This is a genomic window from Vibrio sp. 1F253, assembly GCF_041439295.1.
Lineage (GTDB): Bacteria > Pseudomonadota > Gammaproteobacteria > Enterobacterales > Vibrionaceae > Vibrio > Vibrio tasmaniensis_A.
The window spans coordinates 150,451-170,654 of the sequence record NZ_JBGONU010000004.1 but is presented as its reverse complement, the minus strand read 5'-3'; the positions used below and the strand labels follow the sequence as shown (position 1 = coordinate 170,654).

Annotated in this window: 16 protein-coding genes; 12 read left to right on the top strand and 4 right to left on the bottom strand. The window is 43.2% G+C overall.

The genetic code is table 11. The features are described from left to right. Positions 1-124 precede the first annotated feature (124 nt). The gene (locus ACED28_RS03785) at positions 125-757 is read right to left on the bottom strand and encodes a response regulator (protein WP_009845450.1); all 633 of its coding nucleotides are present in this window, start codon (positions 755-757) and stop codon (positions 125-127) included. Then, positions 744-2,474: a nitrate/nitrite two-component system sensor histidine kinase NarQ gene (gene narQ, locus ACED28_RS03780; RefSeq protein ID WP_009845451.1), complete on the bottom strand. Its 1,731-nt coding sequence runs from the start codon at positions 2,472-2,474 to the stop codon at positions 744-746. Before narQ ends, ACED28_RS03785 begins: the two co-directional genes overlap by 14 nt. Before the next feature lie 253 nt (positions 2,475-2,727). On the opposite strand from narQ, the gene napF reads away from it, so the two are divergent. The 12 genes from napF to ACED28_RS03720 all read left to right on the top strand — a co-directional run bounded on the left by napF (position 2,728) and on the right by ACED28_RS03720 (position 16,946). Next, a complete protein-coding gene (gene napF / locus ACED28_RS03775; RefSeq protein ID WP_017101835.1) occupies positions 2,728-3,207 on the top strand; it encodes a ferredoxin-type protein NapF in 480 nt (159 codons plus the stop codon). Between the two features lie 23 nt (positions 3,208-3,230). Further along, complete coding sequence (locus ACED28_RS03770) at positions 3,231-3,536, top strand: chaperone NapD (protein WP_009845453.1); 306 nt, start codon at positions 3,231-3,233, stop codon at positions 3,534-3,536. Then, the gene (napA, locus tag ACED28_RS03765) at positions 3,533-6,022 is read left to right on the top strand and encodes a periplasmic nitrate reductase subunit alpha (protein ID WP_009845454.1); all 2,490 of its coding nucleotides are present in this window, start codon (positions 3,533-3,535) and stop codon (positions 6,020-6,022) included. The genes ACED28_RS03770 and napA overlap by 4 nt, the downstream gene beginning before the upstream one ends. A gap of 125 nt (positions 6,023-6,147) precedes the next feature. Beyond that, positions 6,148-6,609, top strand: a complete 462-nt coding sequence (locus tag ACED28_RS03760) for a nitrate reductase cytochrome c-type subunit (protein ID WP_009845455.1) — start codon at positions 6,148-6,150, stop codon at positions 6,607-6,609. 29 nt (positions 6,610-6,638) lie between these two features. Next, entirely contained in the window at positions 6,639-7,220 is a 582-nt protein-coding gene (locus tag ACED28_RS03755; RefSeq protein ID WP_009845456.1) for a NapC/NirT family cytochrome c, read from the top strand. Positions 7,221-7,231: 11 nt separating this feature from the next. After that, the gene (locus ACED28_RS03750; RefSeq protein WP_009845457.1) at positions 7,232-7,369 is read left to right on the top strand and encodes a TIGR02808 family protein; all 138 of its coding nucleotides are present in this window, start codon (positions 7,232-7,234) and stop codon (positions 7,367-7,369) included. 409 nt (positions 7,370-7,778) lie between these two features. Beyond that, positions 7,779-8,978: an HD-GYP domain-containing protein gene (locus tag ACED28_RS03745; protein WP_009845458.1), complete on the top strand. Its 1,200-nt coding sequence runs from the start codon at positions 7,779-7,781 to the stop codon at positions 8,976-8,978. Between the two features lie 406 nt (positions 8,979-9,384). Then, the gene (locus ACED28_RS03740; protein WP_371709328.1) at positions 9,385-10,593 is read left to right on the top strand and encodes a TolC family protein; all 1,209 of its coding nucleotides are present in this window, start codon (positions 9,385-9,387) and stop codon (positions 10,591-10,593) included. Between the two features lies 1 nt (position 10,594). Beyond that, positions 10,595-11,821 carry an efflux RND transporter periplasmic adaptor subunit gene (locus tag ACED28_RS03735; RefSeq protein WP_371709315.1) on the top strand — a complete coding sequence of 409 codons (1,227 nt, stop codon included), beginning with the start codon at positions 10,595-10,597 and terminating at the stop codon, positions 11,819-11,821. Further along, positions 11,811-14,966 (top strand): efflux RND transporter permease subunit, encoded by a 3,156-nt coding sequence (locus ACED28_RS03730; protein ID WP_371709327.1) that lies wholly within the window; start codon positions 11,811-11,813, stop codon positions 14,964-14,966. Before ACED28_RS03735 ends, ACED28_RS03730 begins: the two co-directional genes overlap by 11 nt. Next, positions 14,956-15,636, top strand: coding sequence for a response regulator transcription factor (locus tag ACED28_RS03725; RefSeq protein WP_371709313.1), 681 nt, complete (start codon positions 14,956-14,958; stop codon positions 15,634-15,636). The genes ACED28_RS03730 and ACED28_RS03725 overlap by 11 nt, the downstream gene beginning before the upstream one ends. A gap of 2 nt (positions 15,637-15,638) precedes the next feature. Next, entirely contained in the window at positions 15,639-16,946 is a 1,308-nt protein-coding gene (locus tag ACED28_RS03720) for a sensor histidine kinase (protein ID WP_371709312.1), read from the top strand. Between the two features lie 181 nt (positions 16,947-17,127). Here ACED28_RS03720 and ACED28_RS03715 read toward each other — a convergent pair whose 3' ends face one another. Both ACED28_RS03715 and phaC read right to left on the bottom strand, forming a co-directional pair. After that, positions 17,128-18,090 carry a DUF2860 domain-containing protein gene (locus tag ACED28_RS03715; protein ID WP_017101828.1) on the bottom strand — a complete coding sequence of 321 codons (963 nt, stop codon included), beginning with the start codon at positions 18,088-18,090 and terminating at the stop codon, positions 17,128-17,130. Positions 18,091-18,349: 259 nt separating this feature from the next. Beyond that, the gene (phaC, locus tag ACED28_RS03710) at positions 18,350-20,161 is read right to left on the bottom strand and encodes a class I poly(R)-hydroxyalkanoic acid synthase (RefSeq protein WP_371709311.1); all 1,812 of its coding nucleotides are present in this window, start codon (positions 20,159-20,161) and stop codon (positions 18,350-18,352) included. Positions 20,162-20,204: the final 43 nt, after the last annotated feature.

The following is a 20,204-nucleotide window of genomic DNA, read 5'->3' as shown; positions in this document are numbered from 1 at the left end:
CGCCTTTTTTGCGTCATATTAATTAGAGAATTCAAAACTCTATCTATTGGAGCATGACACTAAAAATGTCACAAGGGATTGAAACAGCACAGCTTTAAATAGTATTACTTAAAAAGAACAAGCCCTACTTCATGTCACCATAACGTTCTAAATAAAGAACGGTTGCTGCGGTACGAGAAGGCACTTGCAGCTTTTTCAACAAACTCTTCATATGTACCTTAACTGTCGATTCAGAAATAAACAGGTGATCGGCGATCTGCTTGTTACGGTAACCTTTCGCGACTTCTTGAAGAATTTGCATTTCACGTTCAGTCAGTTGGTCGAAGATATCATTTCGACTGTCAGCATCATTCAAATAGCGAGCTACCACACTGCTGTATGCCTTATCGCCGCTATGTGCTTGCTTAAGCAGTTCAATCAACTCATCGGGTTCAGTATCTTTCAGTAAGTAACCATCAGCGCCCGCTTTAACAATCGCTTCGATATCCGCAGGGCTATCAGAAACCGTTAAAATAACGATGTTAGCGCTTGAACCATCAGTACGAAGTGCTTTCAGAGTATCTAGCCCAGACATGCCTTTCATATTCAGATCCAACAGGATCAAATCAGGTTCTTCTTCATGGGCAAGAGCGACCGCTTCAGTACCGTTACTTGCTTCTGCAATCACTTCAAATTCATCTTCAAAGCTCAGTAATTGGCTTATACCTCTGCGCATCAATGGATGATCATCAACCAACATTACTTTACAAATCGTCAACTTTAACTTCCTTTAAACTTTTATATTTCAATATGACTGTACAGCCCTCACCTTGAGCCGCTTCAATCGTTAAGTCACCATTCAGTCTTGCCGCACGCTCCTGCATAATACTCATTCCGTAGTGGTTCATCTTCGAACTACTTGGGTCAAAGCCTTCTCCATTATCTTTAATCACGACTAATACTTGTCCGTCCTCATCGATACAGCATACATCTATCAAGTCGGCATTGGCGTGTTTTATTGCGTTTATTGTTGCTTCACGAATCAATTGAAGCAAGTGAACCTGACTGTGCGCATCAAGCTCTAGCGATGAAAGGTTATTAGTTAATTTAATCTTCGCATCGGTTCTTTCACTAAGTTGCTCTAGCATGGTGCTCAAAGCATCTCCAAAGCTACCCTCTTTGATGGATAACCTAAATGTGGTGAGTAGCTCTCTCAATTGAGTATAGGCACCGGCTAACCCATTCCCTATCTCAGATGCTATCTGCTCAGACTGCTCTCGATGTTTGTGTTCCGGAAGTTTACCAATAACACGCTTTAACAATGTCACTTGGATTTTTAAATACGACAGCGATTGGGCCAATGAATCATGCAGTTCACGCGCAATCGTCGCTCGCTCTTCCATAATAATAAGCTGCTCAGCTTTCTTTTGAGCGCGATTATAGTAGATAGCTCTCGATAACAGTTGAATAAAACTCTCAATTAGCGTCTTAGTTGAATGACCATGATGATATGAGCAATACAGATAGCCCAAAACAAGCTCGTTATCATCCAGTTTCATTTCAAACTTTTCATAATCGCAAGTTGGGTCGTAACCTTCATCCATAATCAAAGAACGTCCCGAATTATCGACTATTTCTAACCTTAGCGATTCAATCCCTTCTAGGCTGACCAAGTGCTGCAAAATAGCTCGGAAATTTTCCGGTGCAACACGCGTTACCGTGAGTTCTTGAGAAGAATAATAGAGTGCTTGCAATGATTGGTTGGCATTTTGTAACTCAACCGTCTTGGCATCGACAACATCTTCAAGGTTTCGATACAGCACGCCTAAATCTTTCGCCATCGAGTTAAATGTTTTGGTCAAAATGCCCAGTTCATTATTGTTGGTAACCTCCAACTTAACCTCGAAATCACTATTTTTTATTCTCTGGCTAGCTCTAACGAGAGCGTGTAGAGGCTTAACAACTTGTTTACGTACAAAATGAACAACAAAAAGAGATATGACGAGTATTCCACCTAGACCTATACCACCAGCCCATGCCAATTTAATTAATTTATTTTCTGAAAATTCTTGTAACTTAAAAACAAAGCGGTCGATTTCAATAACAAAATTTTCAACGAGTACCAGGTAGTGTTTTCTATCTTCGCTATTTAAGACCTGCTTCAATTCATGCCAACGGCCAATTATTAAATAATAATCATTTGTAATATCAGTTGGCACTTCCCAACTCACCAAATTAGTCATCGATGTGGAATAAAGGGAACTTTCAAATTCACGAATATGAGAATCGTAATCCACTGATTCTATTTGAATATCATGCGCTAAACGGTAGCTTTGCATGCGCATCGAGCCAGCCACATTAACCGCCTCGGCATCATTAAGGCTGGACGCCAATGTAAAAATAGCAAAACCGGTGGTGGCAACTGAAAGGAGCAATATAAATAGCAATGATTTAGCTATTGTACTCGTCACAGATGAAACAGGTTTAATAAGCAAAGTTAATATCCTGAAGGTATAAAAATGGCTATCGGGAACCTATTGTCACACATCAAAAAACAGAGCTCCATTCAATATGTGACCAAACCCTTCATAATTTATTGATCTAAGACAATATAGGATCCTATTTAGCCCTTAAGGGGTATTTATACAAATATTTCTAAAACTACACTACTTGTGAGGATAAATGACAAGATATTAACGAAACAATGATCTACAATTACAACATCTTAGCAACATTAGTAGGCATTTAGTGGTAGACCTATCGAGACGCCGCCTATTTTCTAGGCGCAAAGTAGATTCAAGCCAGATTCGATTGCCTTGGATTAAAAGTCTAGAAAGCTTCGCAGATGATTGTACACGTTGTGGTAAATGCATCGAAAGTTGCGAGACACACATCATCATTGTCGGCGACGGTGGTTTTCCTACTGTCGACTTCTCAAAAGACGAATGTACATTCTGTTATCAATGTGCAGACGTTTGTCCAGAGCCAATTTTTAAACCCAAGGAAGAAACGCCTTGGCTGGCAAAAGCAACTATCTCTGATAAATGCTTGGCCCAACAAAATGTTGAATGCCGAAGCTGTGGTGACATGTGTGAACCTATGGCGATTCAATTTCAACTTAGAGCAGGCAGTGTTGCTCTACCAAAAATCGAGTTAGATGAGTGTAGCGGTTGTGGAGCCTGCGTAGCAGTTTGCCCTACTTCGGCTATTCTTGTGAGTAATGCATAAAACAAAAATAACGAGAGCAATTTATGGCACTAAATGAAGTGCATATATCAAGTTTAGTCGTGCATGTGAGTCCAGAGCATCTAGACGAGATCAAAGCACAAATCGAGCAATACGATAATGCGGAAATCTACGGCAGTAGCCCTGAAGGCAAAATCATCGTGGTCCTAGAAACCGAGAACCAAGGTTTTGTTACGGACACCATCGAAGAAATTAATAATATTACGAACGTTTTAGGGACAGCTTTGGTTTACCACCAAATCGAGACTGGACTAGACGAAACGGATTTAGAAACTGGAAGCAACAATTCTCAACTTGAGGGTGAAGTATGAAAATGACAAGACGCGCGTTTGTGAAAGCAAACGCAGCTGCATCAGCGGCAGCCGTTGCAGGTGTAACTCTACCAGCAACAGCAACCAACCTGATTGCCAGCTCTGATCAAACAAAAATCACGTGGGATAAAGCGCCTTGTCGTTTTTGTGGTACGGGCTGTTCGGTACTAGTTGGTACTCAAAACGGTAAAGTGGTCGCGACTCAAGGCGACCCAGAAGCACCTGTAAACAAAGGCCTTAACTGTATTAAAGGCTACTTCCTTTCAAAAATCATGTACGGTAAAGACCGTCTTGAACAGCCTCTTCTTCGTATGAAAGATGGTGAGTTCCACAAAGATGGTGATTTTGCACCAGTATCTTGGGACAAAGCTTTCGACGTAATGGCTGAGAAATGGAAAGCCGCTCTGAAGAAGAACGGTCCAACAGGCGTTGGTATGTTCGGTTCAGGCCAGTGGACAGTAATGGAAGGCTACGCAGCGGTTAAGCTGATGAAAGCGGGCTTCCGTTCAAACAACATCGATCCAAATGCTCGTCACTGTATGGCATCTGCGGTAGGTGCATTCATGCGTACTTTCGGTATCGATGAGCCAATGGGTTGTTACGATGACTTTGAACACGCAGATGCATTCGTACTGTGGGGTTCAAACATGGCAGAAATGCACCCAGTACTATGGACTCGTATTACAGACCGTCGTCTAAGCCACCCACACGTTAAAGTAAACGTACTGTCTACTTACTACCACCGTTCTTTCGAGCTTGCAGACACAGGTTACATCTTCGAACCTCAATCAGATCTTGCGATTGCTAACTTCATCGCTAACTACATCATTCAAAACGATGCGGTGAACTGGGAATTCGTGAACAAACACACGAACTTCAAGCAAGCAACAACAGACATCGGTTACGGCCTTCGTGACAATGACCCACTACAGAAAGCCGCTGCGAACCCTAACTCAGGTAAAATGACTGATATCAGCTTCGAAGACTACAAAGCTTCTGTTGCTGAATACACCGTTGAAAAAGCATCTGAAATGTCAGGTGTATCTCAAGATGACCTTATCAAGCTGGCTAAGCAATACGCAGATCCAAACATCAAAGTAATGTCACTTTGGACTATGGGTATGAACCAACATACTCGTGGTGTATGGATGAACAGCCTTGTGTACAACATCCACCTTCTTACAGGTAAGATTTCTACTCCAGGTAACAGCCCATTCTCACTTACTGGCCAACCATCTGCATGTGGTACAGCTCGTGAAGTAGGTACGTTCTCTCACCGTCTACCGGCAGATATGGTGGTTGCTAACCCTAAACACCGTAAGATTGCAGAAGACATCTGGAAGCTTCCAGAAGGCACTATCCCACCTAAACCGGGTAAACACGCTGTTGCGCAAGACCGTGCGTTAAAAGATGGTACGATCAACGCGTACTGGGTAATGTGTAACAACAACATGCAAGCTGGTCCAAACATCAACACTGAACGTCTACCAGGTTACCGTAACCCAGACAACTTCATTGTATGTTCTGACCCGTACCCAACAGCAACAGCTCAAGCTTCTGACCTTATCCTTCCAACAGCAATGTGGATTGAAAAAGAAGGTGCTTACGGTAACGCTGAGCGTCGTACACAAGCATGGTACCAACAAGTTAAAACCGTAGGTGAAGCAAAGTCTGACCTATGGCAAATCATGGAGTTCTCTAAACGCTTCACTGTTGAAGAAGTTTGGGGCGAAGAGCTTCTAGCTAAAGCACCTGAGTATCGTGGTAAAACCATGTACGACGTGCTATACAAAAACGGCAACGTTGATGCATTCCCACTGTCTGAAGCACAAGAGCTTAACGACGATGCTCAAGCTCAAGGTTTCTACGTTCAAAAAGGTCTATTCGAAGAATACGCAGCCTTTGGTCGCGATCACGGTCACGATTTAGCACCTTACGACACTTACCACAAAGTCCGTGGCCTACGTTGGCCTGTTGTTGATGGTAAAGAAACACTGTGGCGCTTTAAAGAAGGTTCAGATCCATACGCTAAGAAAGGTTCTGGTTGGGATTTCTACGGTAAACCAGATGGTAAAGCTCTTATCATCAATGCTCCTTACGAGGCACCACCAGAAGTACCAAGCGACGAATACGACATGTGGCTATGTACAGGTCGTGTTCTTGAGCACTGGCACACAGGTACTATGACTCGTCGTGTACCAGAACTTTACAAAGCAGTACCGGATGCACTTTGTTACATCCACCCTGCTGACGCTAAAGCTCGTGGCCTTCGCCGTGGTGATGAAGTTCTTATCGAAAACAAACGTGGTGAAGTACGCGTTCGTGTTGAAACTCGTGGTCGTAACCGTCCACCACAAGGCTTGGTATTCGTACCATTCTTTGATGCAAGAATTCTGATCAACAAGTTGATCTTGGATGCAACGGATCCTCTGTCTAAGCAGACGGATTACAAGAAGTGTCCAGTTAAGATCACTAAGGTTTCTTAAGAGCCAAGCGCTTTTCGAACCTAGATACAAGATCTAACGTATTTAATATTGCGACTACTTTTTTCATCACTTTTTGAAGGAAGTAGTCCACTCAAAGAATTAGCCTTTAGGCGGAGAAATTAACCATGAAAAAACTGATTACTGCCCTACTATCAGCTGGTCTTTTGCTAGCTGGTGCAGTTCAAGCTCAAGCTGAGCTGGATAACCCAGGCGGCATTGGTGGCGTAGAATCTCTACGTGGTGCAAGTGAACTTGAAGCAACTCGCGCAGCAGATGACTTCAAAAAGTTTCCTCGTGACCAAGTACTTGAGAGTGACTACGTATACCAACCACCTTTAGTACCTCATACTATTCGTAGCTATGAAGTGTCTCTTAACGCTAACAAGTGTCTTGCTTGTCATAGCTGGAAAAACGCAAAAGAAATGGGTGCAACTAAAGTGAGTGTAACTCACTACATGAACCGCGAAGATGCGGTACTTGCTGATGTTTCACCTCGTCGTTACTTCTGTCTACAGTGTCACGTACCTCAAGCTAATGCTAAACCGCTAGTTGAGAACGAGTTCAAACCTGTAGATTCACTGCGTTAATCGTAGCCGGACTGTAAGAGAGGCTATATATGATAAAATTACTTAAAGCGTTTTGGAAAAGACTCGCGACACCAAGTAAAGCAGCGGTAGGCGTTGTTTTGTTCTTGGGTTTCTCGGGTGGTCTTTTGTTCTGGGGGGCATTCAACACGGGTATGGAAGCAACCAATACGGAAGAGTTCTGTTCTGGTTGTCACGCACCTATCGTTGCTGAAATCCAAGAAACAATTCACTACTCGAACCGTTCTGGTGTTCGTGCTATCTGTTCAGACTGTCACGTACCTCATGAGTGGACAGATAAAATTGTTCGTAAGGTTCAGGCTTCTAAAGAGCTATACGCACACTTTATTGCGAAAACCATCAATACTGAAGAAAAGTTCAAAGCACGTCGTGCTCACTTAGCAGAACGCGAATGGGCTCGATTGAAAAAGAATGATTCACTTGAGTGTCGTAACTGTCACCAGTTCGATTACATGGACTTCTCAGAGCAGAGCCCTCGTAGTGCGAAACAACACTCGACAGCGCTAGCTTCTGGTGAAAAAACGTGTGTAGACTGTCACAAAGGTATCGCACACAAACTACCAGACATGCACGGCGTTGAAGGCTGGCAATAAGGAGCGATTGAATGAGTACTTTAGAGAACGTAATTTGGCACATCCTAGGTTACAGCGCTATGCCAGTTATCATTCTTGGTGGCTTTGCAGGTGTTGCAGCCGTATCTCTTTGGCTTTTATCTATGACTAAAGACAAAGAAATCGATTAGAAATCGAAGAGTACGTCAACTTTTATCAGCTAATTTTAATCCATTCTGATATGGGTCGACTCTAAAAAGCCACTGATTTCAGTGGCTTTTTTAATATCTAACGTTTTATCTTTTTATTAATAGGTGGCAACCTCCCTACCTCACCTCTTAAGTCACATCCACAATACAAAGTACCTTTCTACAGAGCCCTTTAGATAGACACTTCGATTAGAAAAGAACGCTTATTACTACACCACTGCCACTTAACCGTTGTAAACAATATCGCTAAGATCGAAGCATAACTCTGTGACATTTCGGCCTTTTGTTTTTAATTTCAGGTGTTTTGAGTAAATAAATCAACAATTTGACTAGATTCGTCGCGAAATTGGATTAGAATCACACTGTTTTTGACAACACTTAATTGAATTTAATGCAGTTCGACCTTAAAGACTCAGTAAAAATTTCCATAAACACATTGGTTGTGGGAATGTTTGTTACATCAATTCAGAAAAGTGAGCGTGTTTATTTATCTAACGCTGGACGCGTGTCTTCAAAAAAAGGAATTGATACATTAGTTAATAAAGGCATTAAGTATGTCTGGGTTGACAAGAAGCTCTCTGCTAAAGGTTGTAAATTTCACCCCGTTCCTGATGACGAAACGAGTGAGGAACAACAAAAGAGCAGTAAAAATTCTCCAAGTAAATTGGTCTCTCGAGAAGTAAGACAAAAAAATGCAGAGCGAATCATCCAAGAAGCGCGCGGTCTTGCTCAGAAAATTATTACTGCAACATTTGATTCGCATACGTTTGTTGCGGATGAACTGGATGGTTGGGCGGATGAGCTGATTGAATCAGCACTGATCAATTCAGATGCCTTGCAATGTGTTTCTGCATTACGTAAGAAAGATGCCTATTTGCTTGAACATTCCGTTAATGTCGCCACACTTTTGGTCACATTTGGCAAGCATTTGGGTTTTGGCAAAGACCGATTAAAGCCATTGGCTATTGGTGGGATTATTCATGATGTCGGTAAAGTGCATATCGATGATAATGTTTTGCACAAGCCTTCTCGTTTAACCGAGGAGGAATTCGCTCACATCAAGCAACACCAAGTATTTGCTAAACCTATCATCAAAAAAATCGAAGGCTTAAGTCAAATTAGCCGTGATGTATGTTTAATGCACCATGAAAAGTTAGATGGTACAGGTTACCCTAATGGATTGAGTGGCGAGCAAATTCCGCAGCACGGCCGAATGGCTTGTATCGTCGATATCTATGACGCATTGACGGCTGACCGTTGCTACAAACGTGGAATGAGCCCAGCGGAAGCGTTTAAAATAATGTTAGGTATGACACCTAATCACTTAGACCGGCAATTGGTGTACAAATTTATTAATTGCATTGGTATTTTCCCTATTGGGGCCATCGTTGAGCTGAGCAATGGCCATCTTGGAATCGTATGGTCATCGAATGATGATGCTCCTGTTGAGCCTGTCGTTAAGTGCTTCTATTCACGAAAGAATAAACGTTTCATTGACGTCAAGTATGTGGATTTAAAACACAGCTGGCATACGATTGTAAAAGCAATTTCTCCTACGAAGGCTGAAATTGATGTCACCCCTTTCTTTTAATAGAGCCTGCTATTCGAGGGGTATGAGGTGAGCACATTCCATGTATGGTCTGATTAGATAAAACGGACAAGTCTAGAAAGCCACTGATTTCAGTGGCTTTTATTTTTTCAGAAGTTCTTTCATAAACCCTTTACTAGCCCATATCCATATCCATATCCAATTTTAATCAATAACCAAACACTCATTTCACCTCCAATTTACTCGCTGTTAGGTATATCTATAGATAAATACCTTAGAGTAAGACAGCATGAACACACACCACCCCCTATCCGCGTTATTACTACTGGGTAGTCTGACCTATCTCACGGGTTGCGCTTCTCTATCACCAACGCCGCAAGCCAGTTTGAACAATACAACCCAGATTCCCGAGCAATGGGAAAGCTCTCAACGATACGTAAACACTACGATGTCGACACAATTGCTCTCGCTGTTCAACAATCAAGCTCTCGCCGATCTGGTTCAAGAAGCCCTCACCAATAACCACGACCTACATAAAACTGCACTTCGCTTGAAGCAAGCTGAACTATTAGCGGCTCAAAGTGATCAATACCTTCAACCTTCTTTAAATACAGACTTTCAAGCCTCTAGACAAAAAACAAGTCAAATTCAGAACAGTCACAAACTGTCTTTGAATTTAAGTTGGGAGTTTGATGTTTGGGGACGCTTAGCTGACTCAGCAAGCGCAGCTAACGCGAAACAACAGGCAACACAACTCGACTATGCTTACGCACAAAACTCTCTCGCGGCTCGCGTAATAGAGGCGTGGCTTGATGTTGCTTACAGAGCAAGAGTGATCGGGGTTGAACAACGCTGGCTACAAAGCCTTTCAAACACTGAGAATATTGTACTAGAGCAAGTGCTCGATGGGTTTAAAGAACAAGCAGACCTCGACACCGCTCGTGCTGCAACATCCAGAGTAAGAGCGAGTTTAGCGGCTAAAGAACAAGATCAGCTTATCGCAATCAGAGGCCTTAATACCTTACGAGGTAAGAGCGACACCCAGCTTAACCGAATGATTTTCACGATCCCAGAAGTTGAAGCTCCGCCATTACGTCTTCCCGGAGAAATGATTGGATCACGTCCTGACCTCCTTGCCGCTTATCAGCAAGTGCTCGCCGCCGACAAAAGCGCGGCAGTTGCTTACAAAGATCTACTGCCTAAATTCACGCTGTCTGCCTCTGTTTATCGTAGCGGTTCAACACCAAACCAGCTTATCGACAATCCTTCCCTGTGGAATCTCGTTGGGGGGATCCGCGCACCTCTTCTTGACCAATCATCACTACAAACCCAAGCAAAAATAGCTCAGCTTCAAGCAGAAGAGAGCTTTGTTGATTACCAAAAGAAACTATTGGTTGCCATCAATGAGGTAGGAAATGCACTAGACAAAGAGTTCTACCTCAAACAACAAGAACAGCATTATCGAGATGCTTTTACATTCTCCAAGGCTAGTATGAAAAACTATCAAAACCTTTACCAGGAAGGAGCCAGTGACGTTTTGGCACTGCTTATCGCCCAACAATCTATTTACCAATCTAAAATCCAGTTGCTTAATACTCAGCGTACTCGGCTCTCAAACAGAATTACCTTAGGGTTAGCATTAGGAATGGGGGTTTAAAATGAAACAGATACTTGTTACGGCTTTGGGCTTGCTCAGTATCATTGCCACCGCGATGTACATCATGAAGTCAATCCCCGAAGAAACAACGTTAGCGCTGGAAGCTCAGCCTCGACAATATATCAAAGTCACAACAGTCGACATTGCTGCCGGGCAACACCGCTCTACCATTGAAGGTTACGGGCAGGTAATTCCAGAAGAAACTTTAACGCTCACGAGCCAGGTTTCAGGAGTGATTCTTTCGAAAGCAAAAAAATTTAAACTAGGAGAACAAATCTCTAAAGGTGATCTGCTATTTCACATTGACGATTCCAGTTACCAAGTACTGCTGGCTAACGCAGAAAAGGATCTAGCTAACGCACAACTTTCATTTTTCCAAGAACAACGCAAACATCAACGTGCTCAAAAAGAATGGAAAACTTCAGGTATAGAAGAGGCACCGAGCCCCCTCGCTTTGCGAGAGCCTCAGTTTAAAGCAGCAAAGGCACGATTAAACGCCGCACAACAAGCAGTTGAAGATGCTAAGCAACAACTAAATAACACGAATATCCATGCTCCTTATAATGCCATTGTCAGCCAAAGCAACGTCACCACAGGCAGTGTTGTTGCATCCGGAACCTCGTTGGGACAGATCAAATCCATAGAAACTGCTGAAGTACATCTTCAGCTCACAGAACGCGACTGGCAACAGCTCCCCTCCGATTTGAGTGCACTGTCGGTGACAATTCAGTCAGCATCTGATTTAGATTCAGGGCAACAATGGGCAGCACGGGCGAGTCACCTTTCACTGCTCGTGGAACAATCAACACGTATGCGTAACCTCATATTAAAAATAGACTCCCCTCTTCAACAGCCAGATCCTTTGCTGATCGGGAGCTTTGTTAGAGTTGTCATTCAAGGTAAGAGCCACTCAGATAGTTTTGTAGTTTCATCCTCTTCCATTACTGCAGACGGCAATATTTGGTACGTCAAAGAAGGTCAACTTCATCGTCACAAGACTCAATCACTGTTTCAAGATATCGATGCGATTGGTTTTGAACAGGGCAACCTAAATCAACACATCACTTTGGTTGTAAAGCCGTTGTCCAGCTACGTGGAGGGAATGCAAGTATTAGCACTTTCGGATAGCTCTCACGCAGACGACACGGAAAAACTCGCATTAAATCGGAGCCTCCCGACTCCTGCCTCTGGGGACAAATCACTTAAAGAGGTGAATGATGGACAATAACCTAAAAACTCATGGCGTTATCGCATGGTTTGTTCACAACCCAGTTGCCGCAAATCTTTTAATGGTTTTGATCATAGTCGCGGGCGGTTTTTCGGTTATCCAATCACGGGTAGAAAGCTTCCCCTCACTCCCCCCAACCAATATTACGGTAAGTGTCGAATATCAAAGTGGCTCAGCCCGCTCGGCTGAAGAAAGCATTGCGATAAAAATCGAAGATTCATTGTTAGGTGTAGAAGGCATCAAACAAATACACAGCAGTTCAAATAGTGACGGTGCAACGGTAACCATCACTAAGTCGAGTGGCTATTCACTCGACAAACTGCAACAAGATGTAAAAAGTGTGGTTGATGCTATTGGCGATTTACCTAGTGAAGCAAAAAAACCAGTGATCACGCGTCAAGCCGACCTTGAAGAGGTAGTTTCAATTAACCTGTTTGGTGACGTGCCTATCGGTGCATTACATCGTTATTTAGACGAGTTACGACACAAGCTCCTAAACTCTCCTTTGATACAAAAGGTTGATTACATTGGCCGAAAATCTCAGCAGGTCTCGATTGAAATTGACGAGGCCAAATTGCAAGCTTTCAGTCTCACGATGGAGCAAATTGTCAGCCAAATTAGAGCAGAATCATTAACCCAAACGGCCGGCCAGCTCAAAGGTTCTCAAGGGACGTTAGTTCTTAAAGCGGACCAACAACACCGAAGTGCGAAAGAGTTCGCTTCAATTCCCATTATACGCACAGCATCAGGGCAAACCATTCTATTATCCGACGTTGCACACATTGAATTAGGGTTTGATGAAGATGGTATAATTACTCGTTATAACGGTCAGCCATCTGTAGGTTTGGCAGTAAAAATGTACGGTCAATCAAACATCAGCCAGCTAGCCCAAGAGGCTAGAACCATCGTTGATGCTTACCAATTGACACTGCCGAGCAGTATCCACCTGACCCAATGGAATGATCAAAGTGAGCCGATTAAGAACCGTTTATCCTTGCTACTCAAGAACAGTGCTCAAGGTGTCGTTCTCGTTGTTATTTTACTGGCGCTACTCTTAAACATACGTGTTGCTTTTTGGGTCGCCGTGGGCCTACCTGTTACGTTTTCCGGTGCAATGGTACTTATGGGAGATACATTTCTTGGGCTTACCCTTAATGAGCTAACCACCTTTGGCTTCATCATGGCACTCGGTATTGTCGTTGATGATGCCGTCGTCATTGGTGAAAGCATTTACGAACAAAGAGAGAAACATGGAGCTTCCGTTGAATCGACCATCGCCGGCGCACAAAAAGTGGCTACACCAACTACATTTGGTGTATTGACCACCATCGTGGCTTTTATGTCTCTCAGCTTAATCGAAGGGGAACTCGGTAAGATCTTTGCGCAATTTGCCATGGCTGCAACTTTCTGTCTGATTTTCTCACTCATTGAGTCCAAATTAATTCTCCCAGCTCACCTTGCCCGAGTCAAAATGGAACCGACTTCAGCATGGGGTATCCCTGCCGTATGGCACTATATTCAACAGCGTGTTCTACGTGGTTTCAAATACATCACTTGGCATCTCTACAAACCCTGTTTACAACTGGCTATACGCTACCGTTATGCTGTAATTTGTGGCTTTTTTTCCCTGTGTATTCTAGTTGGCGGTTCGCTAATAACCGGCAAACTTAAGTCGGTATTTTTCCCGGAGATTTCTACTAACTTCATCACGATCGAGCTCGCATTCGAAGATGATACTGGCTACGGATTAGTACAACGTGAAACACTTAAAGTTGAACAAATGGCGGCATCATTGAATGATTCGTTGGTGAAGCAATATGCGCTGTCTGTACCACCAATCCAAAGTGTATTGGTAGAAACCACCAATAACAGTTCGCAAATCATTGTTGGCCTTTCGAGCAACACTCAACGCCCAATCAGCGCGGGTGCTATCGCTAAAGAATGGCAATCCATGGCCCCAACACTTGAAGGCATAGACAGCGCCAATTTCTTAGCCGATATGATCAGCGATAAAGCAATAAGCATAGAATTAAGAAGTCAAAATGAAGCAACGATCAGCAACGCAACTCGCGAACTGACTGAGCATCTCAGTAATGTACAAGGTGTGCATGGCATAAAAAGTAGCCTCGCGAATACACAAGCCCAAGTTGATATTAAAGTTAACGATATGGGGTTAACGATGGGGCTTACTACATCGAACCTCTTACAACAACTCAACATGGCCTATCAAGGTTATGAAGTGCAGCAATTTCAAGAAGGTTCGCATGAAATAAAGGTCAAAATTCAGTATCCGCGGGCAAAAAGACAAACACTGGATAATCTCAAATACGCACAAATTCGCTTGGGCAATGGTAAGTTAGTACCACTCAATGCGGTAGCCAATATATCGACTCGATATGTGTCCAAAAACATTGAACGAATGAATCGTAACAGAGTCAATGTGATATCAGCTGATGTTGATAAAACTATCGCCTCTCCAGAAGAGATCATTGATAAGTTAGATAGCGACCTGTTTAAAAGATTACAGAATAAGTATCGTGACCTAAACATTGTCCTTTCTGGACAGCAACAAGAGCAGGAACAAATATCAAATTCACTGTATAGCGTGTTTGCTATCGCTCTTATCGGCATCTACGCATTGCTTGCAATACCACTCAACTCATATTTCCAGCCACTGCTGATCATGTGCACAATTCCATTTGGTATTGTGGGCGCCTTGATGGGACACTTAATCCAAGGGATACCCATCAGTATACTTTCTCTGTTTGGAATGCTTGCATTAACCGGGGTCGTCGTGAATGATAGCCTCTTACTGATCTCACGCTTTAATACCAAGATAATGAGTGGTGATACCGTGTACGAGGCGTTAATTGAATCAGGAACAGGACGCTTAAGGGCTATTATGCTGACTTCTGCAACCACGTATTTTGGCTTAGTGCCCTTACTGTCAGAGACCTCTCCTCAAGCTCAGTTTTTAATACCAGCAGCTACGTCAATGGGGTATGGAATCTTATTCGCAACGGTAATAACACTTCTTTTGGTACCCGTATTGCTAATGGTTCAACAAGATATCAAGCGGCTGTATCACAACATAATTACCCAAAGATCCGCTTCTTTAACTGGGGTTAAGAAAAATGAAATCTAACTTATCTATCAACGTGTTATTAGTTGAAGATGACAAGGATCTCGCCGCTTCTGTTGCAGAGTTTCTCGAATTTGAAAACATCAAATGCGATCATGCTTACAACGGGTTAAGCGGTTTTACACTCGCAAAACAAAACTACTATGACGTTATTCTTCTTGACCTAATGTTACCTAAAATAGATGGTTTTACTGTCTGTGAAAGACTTCGAGACGACGGTGACGATACGCCTATTTTGATGCTGACAGCAAAAGATACGCTGCAAGACAAAGAAGCTGGCTTCAATGCTGGCACTGATGACTACTTAATCAAGCCATTTGCAATGAAAGAGCTCGCCTTACGTATCAAGGCGCTCTCTAAGCGAAGAAGTAGCCAACAAAAAAGGTTAGTACAAGGTGACTTAGTCTATGACCTAGAAAGCCAGCAAGTATCAAGATCAGGACAAGTCTTGGACTTAAATCGACTCAATCTAATGCTTTTAGAACTCCTCATGCGCCGAACTCCACAAGTCGTTACTCGTAGAGAAATAGAGGAGTGTTTGTGGCCAAATGACGCACCAGAAAGTAACAACATAAAAGTACAGGTTTATCAACTGAGACAAAAAATCGATAAGCCTTTTGAATCTAAGTTGATTGAAACCGTCGTTGGCCAAGGTCTGAGGATAAAAGAGTAACCATGAGCATGAAAAAGAGCTTCCCAATACGGGGTCACCTTACTACCTTTTTCTTGGGCTTGTCACTTCTGACAGCCTTACTATTCGGAGAACTTTTAATCCGTCACTTTGAATATGGAATAGAAGATTCAGTAAAAATGCGACTCGCCAGTGAATGGTTGAGCTTTAACGAAGTGCGCCTTATAAATCCAGAGGCCAAACTACCTAAATCTTACGTAGTGTCATTTTATTATGACCAATTGCCTAACATAAAGGTCGACGGTAAAGACGTACTTCGGGATGTGACATTTATTAATGATGAGTTCACTGTCGTCTTCGTTGATGAAACGGTTACCAACGACATCAAGAAAGAGGCTGTCTTTGGTGTCTACCGTTTTGCTCTCGAAGACGGACGATTGGTATTCGGAGTCGCTAGGTACGACTACCGCCTAATTGGCGACACAATAGATGTGTGGTTCGATCATCGCTTCAACCTTATTATCTACATTGCTCTTGGCTATATATTTTTTATTGTATTAGCGCTTTGGCTCTACAGTTACCGAGTAGGAAAAAAAACCGAACAACTCGTCGAATGGTCAGAAAGCGCGTCCAACGACCTATTGGCGAACCCCGCTCCCAACTTTAAATTCAGTGAATACAATCGAGTTGCGCTTTATCTAGAAAAGGCACTCAGTAAGAATGCGCATTTGGTAGAAAGAGAACAACGTTTTCTATCTCATGCTAGTCACGAATTGAGAACGCCTATTGCAATCATACGAGCAAATATGGAGATCTTAGAGCGCATCTCCCTGCCCTCAGATTTACAGCGCCCGATCAATCGTATCGACCGCGCGAGCAGCAACATGCAGCAAATTACCGAAACCATGCTCTGGCTAGTCCGAAAGAGTGAAACGCCACCGAATCAGAGCTTAGTTTCGGTCGTCGCTTTATTAGATAATTTGATAGAAGAGTTGGAGTATTTAATTCAAGGTAAAGAGATCGACATCATCCGCAATTACCTTCATGCCCCAACAGTGGAACTTCCAGAGACTCCAATCAAAATTGTCGTTGGTAACCTCATTCGTAACGCTTTCCAATACACACATAGCGGCACTATCTATATCTATTTCGAAGAAAACAGCATAGTCATCAAGAATATAAACACACAGGAACTTGATCTGCCATTTCAAGATAGCTTTGGCCTTGGGCAGGATTTAACCGAGAAAATATGTAAGAAGCTAGGATGGCACCTTGAAGCAGAGGAAATAGAGGGAGGCTTGTTGGCTCGGCTTCATTTGCCGGTCGAAGAAAAATCAAATACCAATACTTAACTTCGTTTAAGTTGAATGACCAAGCTTCATGGCGGTCCGACCGGACATTTTGGGTCGCCATTGACTGAATTTAAGCTTCATCACTCATATTCAGTCGCAGCCTCTAGCCGAAAAAGTAAACAGTAAAAAGGGCTAACAAATATGCTAGCCCTCAACTCATCGTGATTAAGTAGTCAATTACTTAAAAGTGATAGCTAACACCAACACTCATCAAATATCCGCTGGTATCATAGAATGCGATATTGGAATTGTTACTAGAATAACCCGCTAATGCGTTGAATCCCCAGTCTTGCCAACCCATAACGTCCATATATTCATAGCCAAGCGTTGCGCTATATCCATTGTCTTCACGTGTTTTCTTGAATACTGGATTGGATGCATCATATGAGCGGTGGCTGTAATCTGCATTGACCGAGAATGCATGATCATCCACCATCATTATGTAGGTCAACGAGCCAGAGTAATAAGAGAAAGAAACTGCTTCACCGTCTGCAAGATGTTTTTGATAAGACAACGATGGTTCGATAAAAGAGCTCCCACTAACAGGCATCTCCATAGATAGGCTTGCATAATAGCCTTTAGCGTCACGTTGGAGTACACCTGTTGGCACTCCTAGGTGAACGCCCGATTTGTCATTTTTAATGTCTTGCTTGTAGACAGCGAAATCACCCGATAAACCAATATCTAATAAGTTGTCGAGTTGTACACGAAAGGTATCACCAGAGATATCGGTTTTAGTCCTCGCAGTATTGGCTATGAACGGGTCTTCCCATACTTCACCATTTGCGATTGTTGGAAGGTAAGAGAACGATACAACCGATTCATTGCCATATTCCAGTGCGTAGCCAAATTCAAAAGCAAAAACACCTTCAATGATATCGCCACGCGAGGTCCCCATAAAGACCTGCTGGTCGCTATCTGAACCAAACGTGTAGCGCAACTGTCCCAGTGGTACAACAAGCGCACTCGAATCCGATTCTCCCTTGCTGTTCAAGCTGCCTTTTTTTACAGCCTCTGAGTCATCGGTTTCACTACCAAAGCCGACCAATACTCCAACTTCGCCTCCCCAGCCTGGTTCATCAAGTTCAGCCAATACATTTGCACTAAACAAAACCCCTAGAGTCATTAACATGCGGTAATTCATCGCTACTTCTCCTTATGAAAGTAGCGAATAGTTTGCCAACTCGAAGGTAAATTTAGGGTGAATAGAGATATTTCATAGTGGGAGCATACTGACGGCATATGCAACAACTCTAGACGGCCGTTTTTTTTACGACGATTTGTATTGTTACACCTCAAGTGGTATTCGGCGTTTGGGTATTGAGGCGCTTGATAAGTGCACCTCTGATATAAGTGGCTAATACCCTAGTAGAAATAGGTATCAACCACTCACGTTAAACAAGCTAAGCGTCGCTTTTCGGAGCCTGTACATCAACGACTTCTTTATCGACGATAGGAAGTACCTGTTTTACATAGTTACCCGGAGCCTTGCCAATCACAGGGTGTAGCTCGGAACCTTGATTGAAAGGTTCGACTTTCTCGTCAGCTTCAAAGCCTTGTAACCATTGATCCCAGTGTGTCCACCATGAGCCTTCGTTGTGACTTGCGTTGTTTAGCCATTCGTCAGCAGAGTCATCTAAGTTGTCGTTCAACCAGTAGCCGTATTTCTTTTTCTCTGGATGGTTAACAATGCCTGCGATATGACCAGACTCGCCCAGAACAAACGTCTTGTTGCCACCAGTGTTCAATGCACCACGGTAAGTCCCCTGCCACAACGCGATATGGTCTTCTTTGGTCGAGATGAAGTAGCTTGGTATCTTAATTTTATTCAAATCAATCCATACGCCGCCCACTTTCACGCCTTTGTCTTGAACCAGTTTGTTTTCAAGATAAAGCTCTCGCAGCAAGAAGTTATGGCATTTAGACGCCACGTTAGTGCTATCACTGTTCCAGTACAGAAGATCAAACTCCATCGGGCTACTGCCTTTGAGGTAGTTATCAATATAGTAGTTCCAGTATAAGCTGTTCTCTCGAAGCAAACTGAACGTCACGCTCAACGAACGACCATCCATATAGCCCTTGCCATCGTTTTGCTTCTCAATAGCATTGATGATTGTCTCATTGATGTACGCGCCCACCTCACCCGGCTGCGAGAAATCCAACAAGGTGGTAAAAAAGGTCGCTGTTTTGATGCGCTTTTTCATGCGCTTCGCAGCGTAGTAAGCCACCGTAGATGCGAGTACCGTGCCGCCAATACAATAACCTGCCGCATTGATTTGTTCTTTGCCTGTGATGTTTTCAATCGCAGCAACGGCTTTAACCACGCCTTCCGTGACATAGTCACCAAACTCAGTATCCTTCTGCGCTTCACCTGGGTTGCGCCAAGACATCATGAATACGCTATGTCCTTGCTCAAGTAACCAGCGTACCATCGAGTTCTTCTCACGAAGGTCAAGAATGTAGTACTTGTTGATGAATGGCGGGACGATCAGCAAAGGCGTCGCATTGACCTGCGGCGTCTTGGGATAATATTGAATCAGTTCAAACAACTCGTTTTGAAAGACAACATCACCTTCCGTGTTAGCAACATCAACACCTAATCGAAAAGCGTTGTTGTTGGTCATGCGGATCTTGAGTATATCAGCACTCGCTTCAACGTCTGCTTGTAACTGCTCTAACCCATCAAGCAGGTTTTCACCATTTCGCTCAAGCGTCAGTTTCATCAACTCTGGGTTAGTCGCAATGAAATTGCTAGGAGAGAGAGCATTGATTGCCTGACGTGAAAAGAACGCCACACGCTCTTTGGTTTTCTCGTCGATGCCTTCGATAGAATTGATGGTGTCGATGTAGCTTTTACTGAATAACAAATAGGATTGCTTGATGAAGCTATAGAAAGGGTCGTTCTTCCATGCATCATCGATAAAGCGCTTATCACTGCGATCTTCTGAGATGACACTTTCAGTGTTGCCCATCAGTGCTGCGTTTTGCCAGATTTGCAGTTGCTGTTCCCACCATTGAGATTGCAGCTGAAGCAGGACGGCAGGTTGGTTGGCGGCTTGCTCGAAGATTTTTGATGCATCATCAAAATTCAATTCTTGCATCGCTTGATTTAGGGGAGATTGCGCGGCTTCCTTGTTTTGTTCAAAGTTATCCCACCATTGCTGGTTTGTTTGTTGAAGTTTAACAAGGTAGTCCGAAAAGAAGTGTTGAAACATAACATGACCCCAATAATCGGAAAATCGCCACCGAATGTCACAG